The following is a 15,433-nucleotide window of genomic DNA, read 5'->3' as shown; positions in this document are numbered from 1 at the left end:
TATACGTTCCGTAAAGTTATATGCTATAATTTTTGTGAACAAAAGGAGGGATACTTTATGATTGAAGTATTTATTGATGGCGCAAGCGCAGGTAATCCAGGACCGTCTGGTGCAGGCGTTTTTATTAAAACACAAAGTGATGTTCATCGTTTTTCTTTCCCTCTTCCTCATATGACAAACCATGAAGCTGAGTATCATGCTCTTATTAAAGCACTTGAAGTTTGTATTGATAAAGGATTTAAGACAGTCTCCTGTAAAACAGATTCACTGCTTGTTGAAAAAGCGGTGGATACAAGATATGTGAAGAATAAGCTCTATGCCCCTCTATTAGAAGAAGCTGTTCAGTTAATTGATCAGCTTGATCTTTTTTTCATTAAATGGATTCCTGAAAAACAAAACAAAACGGCCGATGTGCTTGCTCGGCAGGCGATTGTTCGTTCATAATAAAAGCACCGCATTTTTGCGGTGCTTTTTGTTATTTATCCTTTTGAATGCCTTCGTTCATTTTCTCAGCTTCCACTTCTGCGTAAGAAGCAAATCGATGTTTCTTACTTCCACCTTTTGGCGTTTTTTCAGTTGAGAATTCTTCGGCATATTTTTGCGCTTTGTCTTTATCAAGACGCGCTTTATACTCAGGACTTGGGTTATATTGAGAAGCGAATTCTTCCGCATAGCGGCTGTTCATACTGCTCTTGCTCTTTTGTTGCATACTCGGCATTTCAGAAGCAAACTCTTCCTTCTGTGCCTTTTTGTTGTTGTTAATTTGAGCATTTCGGTTAGCATTTTTCGTACGACCCATTGCTATCTCCCCCTTATCGTTGTGCAAATGTTATGCACATCTTTATTATGGAGAATTACTCGCTTTTTTATAGATAGCAAATGGTGAAAAAACAGCCAAGTTTTCGCTTTACTTTTCTAGACGTTCAACATATTCCTTTACCATTTCTTTCGTCACTAGCTTACGCGTTGGCACAATTCCTTTCTTCGCAAGCTCGTTAATCCTTTTAGTTACTGCGTTAATAGCATCAACCGAAAATGTTTCACCATTTCTGCATTTGCCTACGGCTTGATCAATTTCAAATTCTCTCATGCTTTCTAATTCAGCAAATTTTTTAACCTTTTCATGCTGTGACTGTGAGTGTTTTGTAATGGCTTTGTGTACGCTCAATCTTAATTCCTCCTACATGCTTCTAGCTGTTTACTGTTTGTCTTCTTTATTATAGCGACTTTGAGTTAAAATCGCACTTAGTTCTTTTTCAGACTTTTCAATTTCTCTTATATCAACAGGTGTTGTTAAGCTTTTTTGAAGTCTGTAAATATGCTGTTCAATGTTTGTATTCATCTCGTGCTGGTAATGATACAGCGTATCTTTAATCCACTGTGCATAGTAGATATTAAAGCGATCTGTCTGCTTTATCCCTGCTTCATCCATTTCCTCTAAGAGCGGCTTTTTCAATTCATCAACCATTTTTTTCTTTTCGTCTCCTTCAAAAAACGCGCGCGCATTTCGATAAAGAGATAATGCTTTTTCATAGCTGTCATGTTGCTGCTCGAAAGGTTTATAAATCGTAACTTCCTTTGCCTTCGGAATAGGGATTGGAGCAGGCGCAAATGAATCATGAATTTCCTTCATTCGCTGAAGTACAACTTCATGCGCTCCATAAATAAGCTTACTTGAAAAAGCTTCAAGTCTTAGTGTTGTTGCTTGAATCTCTTGTACAAAGTCAAATTGAAGAAATTCAAGAAGCTCGTTTAAACAGCCTCGAAGCTTCTCTTGTTCTTGCTTTTTTGTCCCTTTTAAAACAGAAGGATTAAACGACTCTTTAAAAAAGTCATAGTATCTCATCATCACTCTCTGTTTCACATAGTGAACAAGCTCTTCTGTTTCTTGACGAATTCGTTTTTGCTCGCTTTCAAACTTAAGTTGTTGAACTGTTAAATGAAGAGCTTGCTTTACTTTTTCAATGTGAGCAAGTCGCTCTCTTTTTTCTTCCTTAGATTTCCGACTAAGCTCTTTTAAATCAAGAAGCGCTTTGTACGCTCTCTCTACAATTTCATAAGCTGATTCTGTTACCATTGTCGTTAAGTCTTCTTTAATAAAGTGAGAGAAAGAAGTCCAAAACTGATTAAACTGCTTATCTTCTACTCCGCTTTCTAATGCACGATGACTTGAAAGTGGGTAAAGGCGCGGCTTCCGAATTCCATACTGAAGCAATTGTTCATAAACATAGCGCTTTACATCAAGCAGTTCATTCTCGTCGTGAGCTAAATCTGCCGCATTAATAACAAAGAACATTTTATCAAGCGTAAAAATGTCTTTAACACGACCAAGCTGAATAAGAAATTCCCGATCAGCTCGAGAAAATGCGTGATTATAGTAAGTAACGAAAAGAAGTGCATCAGCATCTTTTACATATTGGAAAGCAACGCCCGTGTGGCGGGCATTAATAGAATCTGCTCCAGGTGTATCAACAATCGTTATCCCCATATCTGTTAAAGCACATGAATAATAAAGCTCAATTTCATCCACAAAACAAGATTTTTGTTCATTTGCGACATAGCTTGGAAATTCTTCAATTGAAACAGTTAAAACGGTATCAAAATGGTTTTTCATTTCTTCATAGCCGCGACCAACCGCCTGTAAAAACGAATAATGAAGACGTTCTTTTCCTTCTAGCTTCTCCGTTATTTTTAACTCTTTAATCTTATCTAATGCTTCATCTAAAGAAGACGGGTTGATTCCAAACATATGAAGGGAAGCGGAAATATCGCTAAACATCTCTTTTTCACCTTTCACATGGACTCTTACTGTCTCATGTTTGTGTTCTTTTGTTGGCGGCAAAATTTTATTAATTGTCGCTGTTGTTGGATTTGGTGACACAGGTAGCAGTTTTTGACCAATTAAAGCATTTGCAAAAGATGATTTACCTGCACTAAATGCTCCAAAAAGTGCAATTGTAAACGAATGTTGACCAAGCGCTTCCATCTTCTTTTTTAACGGAAGAATAAATTTCTCAAGCGGCGGAAACGGCTCTAATGCTTCTACTGTCTTATCAAGATGAACAATCGTTTGCTCCATAGAATAACTTTCTTGGCTCTCTGTTATCTCCTCTTCCACAGGCATCATTTCTTTCGTAATTTGAAAAGCTTGCAGCCCTTCTTTGATAACGGGATGTTCCTCATATTGAATTAACAGGCTCCAGTCAAGTTCTTCTTGAAAACGTTCGCCTCGTTGAATAAGCCTTGCTTCGATAATATCTTCTTGTTTACGATCTAGAAAATGCCCAACGCTCTCTTTAAGCTTTGCAGCCTTCTCATATTGTAAAAGTTTTTCTTCTTGTCCATTTCGCCATTCCTTATACTGTTCTTCTTTCATTTGCTTTAGATGAGTCAAAATTGGATACGCTTTTTGTTTAGCCTTTGTTTTAATAAATGTTGAGACATCGTTGCTATACGTTAAGATATACTCATTTGTTATGCCAACGTCGCTTTTTACAATACTTTCTATATCATCTTCTGTAATCACGAGGTCGTAGCCTTCAATTTTTGCTACAAGCTCCTCTGAAAAAAGCTCTTCTTCTCGCATGCGCTTATGGAGAAGTGGAGTAATGTGCCAAACAAGCTCTGCTATTGTTTTCTCTCGAAGAGCTTCTACAAAATTATGAAGCCGCTGCTTTTGAACTTCCTTTGTTTTTTGTTTCGAGAAAAGAAAACCTACTTTAAACTGAGGTTGAATACTTTCTAAATATTCTCGCCCCTTCTCTCTTACTTCGTATGGAATAAGCTGCGCATTTTCAGCTAGCGTACTTATTTCTTTACGAATCGTTTCCTCAAATGCTGCAAGCTCTTGCTCTTTTTCGAGCAACGTTTTGTTCATTTCTTGAATCATATTACGAAACGGAAGTGCTTCACTTGTTCCCATCTCTTCTAATGCGAGAGAGAGTTCTTCTTTTGCCTCTTCTTTCTCATCACTTACTTCTTTTATATATTCTTCTATTAAAGCTTGTAGCGTATTTTGCACAGAGTTCTTTAAAAGATCTTCATAATCTTGAAACATGGTTTGGAGCGTGCGCTTTACAAGAACAAACTCATTTCTTTCATGCTCTTCTTTTTTTAAGGATGTGAAAAACATCCCGTTTGGCTCTGCCTGCCAGTTTTGAAAAGATGTTTTAACAGAATGAGTAAACTGCTCAAATGTAAGCTCTTCTTCCCGATGTTTATCAATCTGATTAACGATTAAATAAACCGTTTTTCCTTGTTCACGCAACTTTTTAACAAAATCAAAGTTTACTTCAGATTGCACGTGATTATAATCAGTTACGTAAAAAATCACGTCAACAAGGTGAAGAGCAGATTCTGTTGCAACACGGTGGGCATCATCTGCTGAATCAATCCCAGGCGTATCCATAAGTTCAACGTGATCTGGAAGCGTACTTTTCTCTGTTGAAAGATGAATCTCTTTAATCGCATCTCCATCTCTACAAAATTGTTTAATTGCTTCAAAGTCATATGGAGCCGTATAGCGAACAGGAGCATCGTGTTTATAGTACACTGTTGCATGTTCTGCACCTTTCACTACTTTCACTAAGTTAGCACTTGTTGGAATCGGGCTTGAAGGCAAAAGCTCTTGGTTCATTAACTTATTAATCATTGTTGATTTACCTGCAGAAAAATGACCACAAAATGCAACGGTAAACGTTTTTTCTTCTAACTTTCTTCCTAAATCTTTTATTTTCTCAATTCTTCTTTTGTCTTCTCGTCCTTGAAAAAATGCGTATGCTGTCATTAACTTTTTTTGTAAAGATCTTTCAATCTGCTGTTTTTCCATAACCATCACAATACCCCTTTTGTAAAATCAAACTGTCGTTATGTAGGCTAGTTGCCCCTTTATTTCTCTTTCCTTCTTTCATTTTAAATGATTCTTCAGAAAATTTATACGAAAAATAGACAGTTTTTGGACAAACAAAAAAAGACGAGCATCTGCTTCGCCTTTTTTCTTATTGGATCTGTTTCTGTGCTTTCTTTACACCTTTTAACATATAAGTTGCTACAGCACCGTACGCTACAACAACACCCGCAATGATCATGCTTAACATTGTTAACACCTCACATTGATAGTGATAATCTTTATCAGTAGTGTATCATTAAAGATAATCATTTTCAATTACTTTTTTAATCAATATTCACTCTTTTTCGAAAAAAGAAGAAGCGACCCTTATTTTCCATAGCACTTTCATAATCTGTCCACTTCTCTAATGCTTCTTCTTCAGCGCTGATTCGAACAGATAAGATACAAAGGTTCAATAACGAAAATGCAACAAGAGTTGCATAAGCATGAAGAATAAGCGGCACTAGCAAGAATTCACATGTAACAACAAAGTAATTCGGATGCTTAATGTACTTATAAGGCCCTTTTAATACAACGTTTGCATCTTTTAAAATCAAAATTTTTGTATTCCAAAAGCGTCCAAGCGAAACTAAAGCCCACACCCTGATAACTTGAACAACTACAAATAAAATAAAAAGGAGACCAATTACCTCACCTTGAAATTCCCTCCATAAAAAAGCTTCCCCACCAAGTGAAACAAAAAATAGGAGATGAATAACGACCATAAGCGGATAGTGTTCTTGGCCATGCTCAATGGCTCCCTTTTCCTTCATCCATCGCTCGTTTCGCTTTGCTACAAAGAGCTCAGCAAGACGCTGTACAATAAGAAAAAGAAATAAAAACATTGTTTATCCCTCCCATTTCAAGAGAAGCAGCTCAGAGCTGAACCCAGGTCCTAATGCTGTTACAATTCCATAGTCTTGTTCAGTTATTTCTTGTTGTAAGAATTCTTTTAATACATAAAGAACAGTTGCTGATGACATGTTTCCGAAACTTTGAAGCACATGAGAAGATGTTTCTGTCATCTCTTCACTAAAGTTCAGCGTTTCTCGGTATGCTTTTAATACTTTTTTCCCGCCTGGATGAGCGACAAAATGTTTAATATGCTGCTCAGTAAGACTATACTTCTTTAAAAACTCTTTTACTTGATCACCAAGCCACGAGCGAACGATAGAAGGAATATCTCTTGAAAAAACGACATATAACCCGTTATTACGGATATCCCAGCCCATCACATCTTCGGAGTTTGGCATAAGTGTTGACTCTACTCCCTTAATAGAAGGAAGTCTTTTTTTCTTACTATGTATTCCTGTTGCTTCATCTCCTGCAAGAAGCACACATGCTACACCATCTGAAAAAAGCGACGTCCCTACAAGATTACTTTTTGATTGATCATCACGCTGAAATGTTAAGCTGCAGAGCTCAACAGATAAAAGAAGCACCTTTGCTTTTGGATATGCAAGACAATACTCATATGCGCGTGATAATCCGGAGGCTCCTCCAGCACAGCCTAGTCCCCAAACAGGAATGCGCTTTGTATGTAATGAAAAAGGAAGCTTGTTCATAATACGTGCTTCAATGCTCGGCGTTGAAAGCCCTGTTGTTGAAATAAAAAAAATCGCATCAATTTCTTCTACTGGAACTGTTTTTTCCAAAAACTCATTTTCTCTTATACAATCTTTAATAGCATTTATTCCAAACTTTATGGCATTATGAATAAAAGCTTCATTTTTCTCTTCAAAGGTATGATTTTCTTTATACCAATCGAGCGGCTGTGCGAAGTAACGGGTTTTAATATCGCCATTTTGAAATACTTTAAGAAGACGCTCAATATCTGAGAAAGAAGAAGAAAACATTTCTCGTGCAAATTGGAGTGTCTCTTCTTGTAAAAGTTTATGAGGTGGTGTACCGACCCCCACTGAGATGACTTTTGGCAAATGAACCCGCCTCCTTCATAGAATACTTTTATCTTTCTTCTAGAAGGATGTTTTTATACAAAAAATTCCTTTTAAACTAAAAAAAGCCCTAACTTCTATCTAGAGAAGCTAGGGCTTTTTCTCAGTTAAACAACTCTCTCTTCATGCAAACTTTTTACATTTTGAGCTTTGCGAACTTTAATGATATTAAAGAAAATATTCAATACAATCGCTGTAAGGCTTCCCGCAACGATTCCATTGCTTGTTAGAATTTGCAAACTTTGTGGTAAGTTTGCAAAAAGATCTGGAACCACCGTTACACCAAGTCCCATACCTACCGAACACGCGATAACAAGCAAGTTTTCTTGAGCTGAGAAATCAACAGTACTTAACATTTTAATTCCGTATGCAATGACTGTTCCGAACATGGCAATCATCGCCCCACCTAAAACAGGGTTTGGGATTACGGTTGTAAAGGCTGCGATTTTTGGAGCAAAACCAAGGACAATTAGAATACCGCTTGCTGTGAAAATAACTTTACGTGACTTAATACCTGAAAGTTGGATAATTCCCACGTTCTGAGAATAAGTTGTGTACGGAAAAGCATTGAAAAGTCCTCCTAAAAGGATCGCAAGACCTTCTGCACGATATCCGTTTGCAAGATCTTTCTCAGAAATTTCTTTTTTACAAATGTCGCCAAGTGCAAAATAAACCCCTGATGATTCAACAAGACTTACCACTGCAACAAGAACCATTGTAATGATAGCTGTTATATTAAATTCAGGAGCTCCAAAGTAAAAGAAGTGAGGCATATGGAACCAAGATGCTTCTGTTACAGCTGATAAATCCACTTTTCCCATGAAATAAGCGACAACAGTTCCTCCGACAAGGCCAAGCAAAATAGCAACAGATCGAAGGAACCCTTTTGCAAAACGATAAATACAAAGAATGAAAAGTAAAACTCCAAATCCTAATACAATATTTGAAAGAGCACCAAAATCTTTGCTTCCATCTCCACCGCCAAGGTTTTGCATGGCTGTTGGAATAAGTGTAATCCCGATAATCGTAACAACAGATCCTGTTACAACAGGAGGGAAAAAGCGCACAAGCTTACCGAAAAATTGGGCGATCACAATGACAACAAGACCTGCGACAAGAATTGAACCATAAATAGACTGAATACCGTATGAAGTGCCAATAGCAATCATTGGACCAACAGCTGTAAATGTACACCCAAGTACAACCGGTAACCCAATTCCAACATATCCTGTTCGTAAAACTTGAAGAAGCGTCGCAACCCCACACATTAATAAATCAATAGCTACAAGATACGTAAGCTGAGCGCTTGTTAATCCAAGTGCTCCCCCTACAATAAGCGGTACAACAACGGCTCCACCATACATCGCTAAAACATGCTGAAAGCCTAGTGAGAACACTTTCCAGTTACTCATCGAACAAGCTCCTCCTCTTTAGCAAATGAAACAGCGCCATTTTCAAGTGAACGAATTGGTGCAAGTGATTCAATTCGAATCCCTTTTTCACGCAGCATTTGCCCGCCGTTTTGAAATACTTTTTCAATTACAATGCCAAGGCCGACAAACTCTGCCCCTGCCTCTCTTACAATATCAATTAAACCAAGTGCTGCTTGCCCATTTGCTAAAAAGTCATCAATAACAAGTACACGGTCATCTTTATGAAGAAACTCTCCTGATACGGTAATCTCATTTTCTTCTTGCTTCGTAAAAGAATAAACTTTCGCTGTTAGTACACCTTCATTTAATGTTAATGATTTCTTTTTACGAGCAAAAACAAGTGGAACATTCAGTTCAAGTGCTGTCATCAATGATGGAGCGATACCTGAAGATTCTAGCGTTAAAATTTTAGTAATACCATCTTTCTGAAATCGCTTTGCAAACTCCTTACCGATTTCTTGCATAAGAAACGGATCAATTTGATGATTTAAAAATGAGTTTACTTTAAGTACTGTTTCAGATAAAATAACGCCTTCTTTTTCAATCTTTTCTTGTAAAGCTTTCATGAGTTACCCTCCATAGTGTGTTAATAAAAAAGAGCCCAGAACTTCCGATAAACGCTTCTCTTTTTCGCGAGTAGCGCACCGGATGTCCTGAGCTCATAATGACTCTCTAGACGTTACACAAAGAAACCTAAAAAAACCTTTGTGTAAACTAAAAGACGTGCTGCCTACTCATAGTCGAATTATTTACGGTAATCCGGTAGAAACTTAGCGAGCCATATTCTCGCAATTATATGAGTTACAATACATATGAATCTTATTTTATTAAGATGATATGTTGAATTATAACAGCTATTCTTCCCTATGAAAAGAGGGTATTTTAAAAAAGTCGAACTTTCACTAAGGTTTTAAGCTTGAATATTCGTCATTATTTTAATTTTCTTTTTATTGCTCTTTTATAGATTATAAAGCTTGCTATATTTTTCTGTTAAATGTTCAACTAAATAGCGAGCTTCTAATCCCTCTCCTGTTGCTGCTTTTAATAGTTCTAACGGATCTTTTAATTTTCCATATTGATGAATATGTTTTGTCAACCATGCTCTTATCTCAGTCACTTTTCCTTGTTGAATTCGTTCTTCAAAGTCTGGGATATCTTTTACAAGTGTATTTTTTAGCTGTGCTGCATAAATATAGCCAAGAGCATAAGAAGGAAAATAACCAAAGCTTCCATCAGACCAGTGTACGTCTTGAAGCACTCCTTCTCCATCGTGTGCTGGACGAACTCCTAGGTATTCTTCATATTTGTCATTCCAAATCGCTGGCAAGTCTTTTACTTCGATTTCTCCGTTTATTAGTGCTTTCTCAATTTCATAACGGATAATAATATGAAGAACATACGTTAATTCATCTGCTTCAATACGAATAAGTGAAGGTTTCACTTCATTTACCGCTCGATAAAACTCATCAAGATCGACGTTTTGAAATTGGGAACCTCCATGTTCTTTCAACGCTTCATAATGACGCTCCCAAAATGCTTTTGTTCGCCCAATCATAAGCTCATAAAAAAGAGACTGTGATTCATGAATTCCCATTGACGTTCCTGTGCAAAGATTTGTTCCAACAAGCTCTTTTGAAATGTTTTGTTCATATACAGCGTGTCCGCACTCATGAATTGTTCCAAAAATGGCAACGCGAAAATCGCTTTCATCATATTTGGTTGTAATCCTAACATCTCCTGGATTAAGTCCAATTGCAAACGGATGAACTGTTTCATCAAGGCGGCCTGCTTCAAAATCATAATCAAGTTCTTTTAATATTTCTATGCTAAATGCTTCTTGTTTTTCCTTTGGAAATTTTTCATATAAAAAATCTGTTTTAGGAGACTCAGCTTTTTGGACTTTTTGTAAAAGAGACAAAAGCGTTTCTTTTAAATCTCCAAAAACACGGTCAAGCGTTTCTACTGTAACGCCTGGTTCGTATGTATCGAGAAGAGCGTTATATTTGTGCCCCTCATATCCCCAGTACTCTGCAAACTTTTGATTAAATGCTACAATCCGTTCCAAGTACGGTTCGAAAAGAGAAAAGTCACCTTTCTCTTTTGCTTCTTCCCAGATGCTTCCTGCTTCAGAAGTTAGCATTACATATTCACGATATTCTTGCTCTGGAATTTTTTGATTTTGCTCATAGTCTTTTTTACATTCTTCAACCATTTTTAGCGTAATAGCGTCAAGCTCTTTTTTAACCGCTTCGTCTCCTAAATCCTTTATATACCCGGCCATTTCATCTGAAATAGACATCGAGAAAATATCGCTTGAGAGCATAGCCAAAACGTTAGAACGCTGCTTTACTCCTTTTTTCGGAGCTCCTGTTCGCATATCCCAATACATTACGTTTACAGCTTCCTCATATCCTCCCATTTTCTCAACATATGCGTGAAATTCCTCTTTTCGTTTATTTATATCCATCCACTGCACACTCCTTTTGGTTACTTATTCCTATCGTATCATAAAACAAAAAAAGGATGCTGATTTTAGCATCCCTACTTACTTATGTGAGATATAATAGGAATATCGTTTTCCAACAAGCATTTCATAGTTTTGAGCAGCAAGTAAATCTTCTCTCGCATTTGCAAACTCAGTTGCTGTGGTCTCAGACATTTCGCCTGTCCCGTTTAACTCATTGTAACTTCTCTCCAACGCTTGCTGGATAAGAGAAAAGTTGATACGTTCTTTCATTCAAGCATTCCTCCTTATATTTTTCATGAATACCTCTACTATATTCAAGGATTCTGGTTCTATGCCTTCTTTTATTGTCGTCTTTTTCATAAAAGGATATACTTACTATAGAAAGTTGAAGGAGGAACAAAAATGATACGATTTGGCGTTATTGGGACCAACTGGATAACAGAGCGTTTTATTGATGCAGCTAAAGAACTCGATGATTTCTCTCTTACGTCTGTCTATTCAAGAACAGAAGAGAAAGCGCGCGAATTTGCTCATAAAACAGGTGCTTCTTTTACCTTTACTTCTATTGAAGAAATGGCAAAAAGCAACGAAATTGATGCAGTTTACATTGCAAGTCCAAACTCTTTGCATCATGACCAAGCTATTCTTTGTATGAAGCATGGTATTCATGTTTTATGTGAGAAACCGCTCGCTTCAAATGCAGCTGAAGTAGAAAATATGATTAAAACAGCTCAAGAACAAAAAGTAGTATTTATGGAAGCTATGAAAGCAACGCTTCTACCAACCTTCCTAAACATAAAAGAAAATGTCCATAAACTAGGGACTGTCCGCCGCTATGTTGGGAACTATTGTCAGTACTCATCGCGCTATGATGCATTTAAAGAAGGGACTGTCTTAAACGCATTTAATCCACAATTTTCAAACGGCGCACTTATGGATCTTGGTGTATACTGCCTTTATCCTCTCATTGTCCTCTTTGGTCAACCAAAAAGCGTAAAAGCAGAAGCAACAATGCTTTCTTCAGGAGTTGATGGACAAGGAAGCATCATTCTTACATACGAAGATATGGAAGCCGTTATTACGTATTCTAAAATCACTAATTCTTCTCTTCCTTCTGAAATTCAAGGTGAAGAAGGAAACATGGTAATTGATGAAATTCACACGCCGAAAAAAGCACACATTTATTACCGTAATGGTGAACAAGAAGACATTAGCGTAGAGCAAAATGAAAAAGCAATGTATGCTGAAACAAAAGAATTCTTAACGCTCATTAAGGAAGGACGTTTAGAATCAAAAGTAAATTCACATGAAAATTCACTTATAACAGCAAAAGTTTTAACAGACATCAGAAAACAAATCGGTCTTGTTTTTCCCGCTGATCAATAAAAAAAATAAGGGTTGAAAAAGCACTGCTTTTTCAACCCTTATTTTATGATTGAGGCTTTCGCGGTGGACGTGGTCCCCAATATTGATAATAATTTGTTTCAATAAAGCCATTAAACAATTTACGTTTCTTTGTTGCTTGTTTTCCGTAAAACTGTTCGAATCCTTTATGTGACGTAATAATATAAGCGCTCCAAGTATCAAGCTTGTTAAACGATATGCCGATTTCTTCGTACAAGCGTTCAACTTGCTTGCGCTCTTGCATACGTTCACCATAAGGAGGATTCGCCACAATAACTCCATATTCTTTGTTTGACGTAAGGTCACTTGCCTGCATTTGCTTGAATTCAACCAAATCTCCAAGACCTGCTTCAATGGCATTATTTTTTGCAATATCAATCATTTTGTGGTTAATATCATATCCTGCAATATCAAGCGGTTGATCATAGTTTGCAAGATCTTCAGCTTCTTCGCGCGCTTTATCCCATACTTCCTGTGACATCCATGGCCACTGTTCTGAGTCAAACTCACGGTTAAAACCTGGAGCAATATTTTGACCGATAAGAGCTGCTTCAATCGGAATTGTTCCAGACCCACAGAACGGATCAAGGAACGGACGATTTGGATGCCATGTTGTAAGTTTAATAAGAGCTGCTGCGAGCGTCTCTTTTAACGGCGCTTCCCCTTGTCCTGTTCTGTAGCCGCGCTTATGTAATCCAGCACCTGACGTATCAATTGTAATTGTTGCAATATCTTTTAAAAGCGAAACTTCAATTTTAAAAAGCGGTCCTGTTTCTTCAAGCCATCCACTTCTTACTCCATAATGGCTCTTCACTTTATCTACAATGGCTTTTTTCACAATACCTTGACAGTCTGAAACGCTAAAAAGCTTTGATTTTACTGATTTTCCACTTACCGGAAAGTTTGCATCAGCAGGTAAAAAGCGTCCCCAATCAAGTGCTTTTGTTCCTTCAAAGAGCTCATCAAATGTTGTTGCTTTAAACTCACCAACTTTAATTTTCACACGATCCGCTGTTCGAAGCCAAAGGTTTGAACGCGCAATAGCTAGCTCGTCTCCTTTAAAAACAACTTGACCGTTTTTTACATTTGCTTCATATCCTAATTCTTGTACTTCTTTGCCAACGATTGCTTCAATACCCATTGCAGCCGTTGCAATTAGCGTATATTGCTTTTTCATTGTTCACATCCTCATTATGTTCAGTCATTCATATCATATCAAAATATTTCCCACAAAAAAACTCTCCTAGTAATCCACGCTAGGAGAGCTGATGTTGGAATGAAATTATTTAAGCTACAGTGTAGCCGTTCATAATAGCGTTTCGTAAGCCATGTTCTGTTCCGTTGTACTGCAAGCGGCTATATAGCCTCGTACTCAGGTGGTAATCATTTATCTACGAAAGCACGTAGCTTTCGTCCTTCCCTCCGTTTGGTTCCTTTAGGAAGATGCCCCTACCATTATTTGGGTTTCTCGCTCGAGGGGTTTACCGCGTTCCACTCTCACTATTTCTAGTGAGACTACGTCACTGTGGCACTTTCAGAGTATTCCAACCATATCGAATGACTTAGGTTGTTTCCCCGCCGTTAGCCCTTATAAGGCTACCCTAGCTTATGAATTGGCTAGGCACGAACACTACAAGCATCTCAGCTTGTGCGAGCATGGACTTTCCTCTACATTATCAAAGTAATGCAGCGATTACCTAAAACGCCACCATGAATAGCGACAAAGATTAGTATAATAAAAATAACCGCACTTTGCAACTTCTTTTTTTTGTTAAAGTTACCATCAGTCGTATAACTTGCTGCCAAACACGTGCTTTTCTAAGTTTGAAAGACGTTTTAAAATATCGAAATTTGTTGTACCTGCTTGTGGCTGTGTTGCCGCCTGTGGCTGGCTAGGCTGCTGTGCTGAACGTTTTGGCATCTCTGTTAGCTGACGTTTCAAACGATTGTTTTCTTGGCGCAAAGCCTCTAGCTCCTGCTGAAAGTTCTCATAGTCTTTAATAATAGTGTCTAAAAACTGATCAACTTCCTCTTGGTTATAACCACGCATACTTGTTTTAAAATCTTGTTCTAAAATTTCCTTTGCCGTTAACTGAATTTTATCTGAAATCATTTTTTCACCTCATACATAACCCTTTTCATGATAACTGCTTTCTGTACCGAATCGCTATGTAGTGCCTCTCGCGAACGTTTTTCTTTAAATTAGTAAAGAACTCTTGCCTCTATTTTTTCAAAAAATGAGGCACTTGTCAATTTTCTTTTACAAAAATGTTACAAAAAGCTAATAACTGTCTTCATTAACAATTTCCTGCAAATCATCCATTGTAATCACATCAACCGGATAATTTCCTGTTTCTGCTTTCTTTTGAGCGAGTTTATACATATACTGTGGTGTTCCCTCATTATTCTCATCATAAACAATAATCATACTGTCGCTTTTCGCCATAAAAATTTGATTCTTTGCTCTAAACTGAGCTGGGTTTTCATATTTCTTTTTTGAAATGCTGTCAAAAAAGTCAGCGCTTCCGCAAATAAACTCATAAAACTCTTTATTTTCTTCATTCCAATTTTCTTCTTGATGGAGAAAAGGAGTTAAAATCGCTAGTTTTAAGTCGGGATATTCAAGCTGCAGATCAAGCACAACTTCAGCGCTCCAGAGCTCAACACCAAGCTGACCACTTATTAAGACCCATTCGCCTCCTTGTTCAATAAATGACAAAAGGCGTCTCTTTATTCCTTTTTTTATATAGTCAATACCAGGATGTGAAGAAGAAAACACGCCAAGCTCAAATGGCTTATATCCTGTTATTGTTACAACACGACTCAATGCTTGTCCTCCTATCTATATAAAAGAAGGAACTAGATCTAGTTCCTTCTCCCTTTTCTAGTAGACGCCTCCAAATGGAGGGCGTTGTCCGTACGGAGGGCGTTGTCCGTAGTTGAATTGCTGGTTCGTTACCACATTTTCAGTAGACTGAGTATGCGGGAAGTAATGCTGATGTTTGAAATTTGTGTGATGAACATGTGTCGTGTGCGATGGATGAATGTGTGGTACGATCACTTCTTCATAGCTGTTTGTTGTACAACATTTTGTTGGATGAACAATCGGTGGCAATACTTTCGGACGATGACAATGATTTTTAAACATTTTTCATTTCCCCTTTCCTTTCTGTTGGTACAATACTAACTTATGATGAAAGGGGACTACATGTACTAATATAAACACCTAATTTCGGTAGTTTTTCACATAAACAGCATGTTTATATTTTTTAAACTACTGAATATA

15 protein-coding genes, 1 other RNA gene and 1 riboswitch are annotated in these 15,433 nt (G+C 37.4%); of the genes, 2 read left to right on the top strand and 14 right to left on the bottom strand.

The genetic code is table 11. From position 1 onward, the window contains the following. Positions 1–57: 57 nt before the first annotated feature. Positions 58–444 (top strand): reverse transcriptase-like protein, encoded by a 387-nt coding sequence (locus BM012_RS06030; protein WP_061803671.1) that lies wholly within the window; start codon positions 58–60, stop codon positions 442–444. 31 nt (positions 445–475) lie between these two features. On the opposite strand, the gene BM012_RS06025 is transcribed toward BM012_RS06030, so the two are convergent. The 9 genes from BM012_RS06025 to BM012_RS05985 form a co-directional block, all read right to left on the bottom strand. After that, the gene (locus tag BM012_RS06025) at positions 476–799 is read right to left on the bottom strand and encodes a hypothetical protein (protein ID WP_061803670.1); all 324 of its coding nucleotides are present in this window, start codon (positions 797–799) and stop codon (positions 476–478) included. A gap of 108 nt (positions 800–907) precedes the next feature. Further along, a complete protein-coding gene (locus tag BM012_RS06020) occupies positions 908–1,168 on the bottom strand; it encodes a YpbS family protein (RefSeq protein WP_061803669.1) in 261 nt (86 codons plus the stop codon). 30 nt (positions 1,169–1,198) lie between these two features. Next, the gene (locus tag BM012_RS06015) at positions 1,199–4,834 is read right to left on the bottom strand and encodes a dynamin family protein (protein ID WP_061803668.1); all 3,636 of its coding nucleotides are present in this window, start codon (positions 4,832–4,834) and stop codon (positions 1,199–1,201) included. 338 nt (positions 4,835–5,172) lie between these two features. Beyond that, positions 5,173–5,733, bottom strand: coding sequence for an isoprenylcysteine carboxyl methyltransferase family protein (locus BM012_RS06010; protein WP_061803667.1), 561 nt, complete (start codon positions 5,731–5,733; stop codon positions 5,173–5,175). Positions 5,734–5,736: 3 nt separating this feature from the next. Further along, positions 5,737–6,825, bottom strand: coding sequence for a type III polyketide synthase (locus tag BM012_RS06005; RefSeq protein ID WP_061803666.1), 1,089 nt, complete (start codon positions 6,823–6,825; stop codon positions 5,737–5,739). 125 nt (positions 6,826–6,950) lie between these two features. Then, the gene (locus tag BM012_RS06000) at positions 6,951–8,255 is read right to left on the bottom strand and encodes a nucleobase:cation symporter-2 family protein (protein ID WP_061803665.1); all 1,305 of its coding nucleotides are present in this window, start codon (positions 8,253–8,255) and stop codon (positions 6,951–6,953) included. After that, the gene (locus BM012_RS05995) at positions 8,252–8,842 is read right to left on the bottom strand and encodes a xanthine phosphoribosyltransferase (RefSeq protein ID WP_061803664.1); all 591 of its coding nucleotides are present in this window, start codon (positions 8,840–8,842) and stop codon (positions 8,252–8,254) included. Before BM012_RS05995 ends, BM012_RS06000 begins: the two co-directional genes overlap by 4 nt. 151 nt (positions 8,843–8,993) lie before the next feature. Continuing rightward, a riboswitch (purine riboswitch) is annotated at positions 8,994–9,096 on the bottom strand. A 138-nt stretch (positions 9,097–9,234) separates the two neighbouring features. Then, the gene (locus BM012_RS05990; RefSeq protein ID WP_061803663.1) at positions 9,235–10,743 is read right to left on the bottom strand and encodes a carboxypeptidase M32; all 1,509 of its coding nucleotides are present in this window, start codon (positions 10,741–10,743) and stop codon (positions 9,235–9,237) included. A 78-nt stretch (positions 10,744–10,821) separates the two neighbouring features. Continuing rightward, the gene (locus tag BM012_RS05985) at positions 10,822–11,013 is read right to left on the bottom strand and encodes a DUF3921 family protein (RefSeq protein ID WP_061803662.1); all 192 of its coding nucleotides are present in this window, start codon (positions 11,011–11,013) and stop codon (positions 10,822–10,824) included. Between the two features lie 132 nt (positions 11,014–11,145). On the opposite strand from BM012_RS05985, the gene BM012_RS05980 reads away from it, so the two are divergent. Beyond that, a complete protein-coding gene (locus BM012_RS05980) occupies positions 11,146–12,129 on the top strand; it encodes a Gfo/Idh/MocA family protein (RefSeq protein ID WP_061803661.1) in 984 nt (327 codons plus the stop codon). 43 nt (positions 12,130–12,172) lie between these two features. Here BM012_RS05980 and BM012_RS05975 read toward each other — a convergent pair whose 3' ends face one another. The 5 genes from BM012_RS05975 to BM012_RS05955 all read right to left on the bottom strand — a co-directional run bounded on the left by BM012_RS05975 (position 12,173) and on the right by BM012_RS05955 (position 15,295). Further along, positions 12,173–13,324 (bottom strand): THUMP domain-containing class I SAM-dependent RNA methyltransferase, encoded by a 1,152-nt coding sequence (locus BM012_RS05975; RefSeq protein ID WP_061803660.1) that lies wholly within the window; start codon positions 13,322–13,324, stop codon positions 12,173–12,175. 140 nt (positions 13,325–13,464) lie between these two features. Then, positions 13,465–13,852, bottom strand: an RNA gene (gene rnpB / locus BM012_RS05970) — RNase P RNA component class B. Positions 13,853–13,930: 78 nt separating this feature from the next. Beyond that, positions 13,931–14,260, bottom strand: coding sequence for a cell division regulator GpsB (gene gpsB, locus BM012_RS05965; RefSeq protein ID WP_061803659.1), 330 nt, complete (start codon positions 14,258–14,260; stop codon positions 13,931–13,933). A 168-nt stretch (positions 14,261–14,428) separates the two neighbouring features. Further along, complete coding sequence (locus BM012_RS05960) at positions 14,429–14,974, bottom strand: SLOG family protein (protein ID WP_061803658.1); 546 nt, start codon at positions 14,972–14,974, stop codon at positions 14,429–14,431. Between the two features lie 57 nt (positions 14,975–15,031). Beyond that, a complete protein-coding gene (locus BM012_RS05955; RefSeq protein ID WP_061803657.1) occupies positions 15,032–15,295 on the bottom strand; it encodes a spore coat protein in 264 nt (87 codons plus the stop codon). Between the last annotated feature and the right edge of the window lie 138 nt (positions 15,296–15,433).

This window comes from Priestia endophytica DSM 13796, assembly GCF_900115845.1.
GTDB classification, from domain to species: domain Bacteria; phylum Bacillota; class Bacilli; order Bacillales; family Bacillaceae_H; genus Bacillus_I; species Bacillus_I endophytica.
This window is presented reverse-complemented; position numbering and strand designations above follow the sequence as displayed.

Bases quoted from the DNA above. Each gene is read 5' to 3' on its own strand.
- BM012_RS06030 (WP_061803671.1), top strand. From the start codon at position 58: ATGATTGAAGTATTTATTGATGGCGCAAGCGCAGGTAATCCAGGACCG.
- BM012_RS06025 (WP_061803670.1), bottom strand. From the start codon at position 799: ATGGGTCGTACGAAAAATGCTAACCGAAATGCTCAAATTAACAACAAC.
- BM012_RS06015 (WP_061803668.1), bottom strand. From the start codon at position 4,834: ATGGTTATGGAAAAACAGCAGATTGAAAGATCTTTACAAAAAAAGTTA.
- BM012_RS06010 (WP_061803667.1), bottom strand. From the start codon at position 5,733: ATGTTTTTATTTCTTTTTCTTATTGTACAGCGTCTTGCTGAGCTCTTT.
- BM012_RS06000 (WP_061803665.1), bottom strand. From the start codon at position 8,255: ATGAGTAACTGGAAAGTGTTCTCACTAGGCTTTCAGCATGTTTTAGCG.
- BM012_RS05995 (WP_061803664.1), bottom strand. From the start codon at position 8,842: ATGAAAGCTTTACAAGAAAAGATTGAAAAAGAAGGCGTTATTTTATCT.
- BM012_RS05990 (WP_061803663.1), bottom strand. From the start codon at position 10,743: ATGGATATAAATAAACGAAAAGAGGAATTTCACGCATATGTTGAGAAA.
- BM012_RS05985 (WP_061803662.1), bottom strand. From the start codon at position 11,013: ATGAAAGAACGTATCAACTTTTCTCTTATCCAGCAAGCGTTGGAGAGA.
- BM012_RS05980 (WP_061803661.1), top strand. From the start codon at position 11,146: ATGATACGATTTGGCGTTATTGGGACCAACTGGATAACAGAGCGTTTT.
- BM012_RS05975 (WP_061803660.1), bottom strand. From the start codon at position 13,324: ATGAAAAAGCAATATACGCTAATTGCAACGGCTGCAATGGGTATTGAA.
- gpsB (WP_061803659.1), bottom strand. From the start codon at position 14,260: ATGATTTCAGATAAAATTCAGTTAACGGCAAAGGAAATTTTAGAACAA.
- BM012_RS05955 (WP_061803657.1), bottom strand. From the start codon at position 15,295: ATGTTTAAAAATCATTGTCATCGTCCGAAAGTATTGCCACCGATTGTT.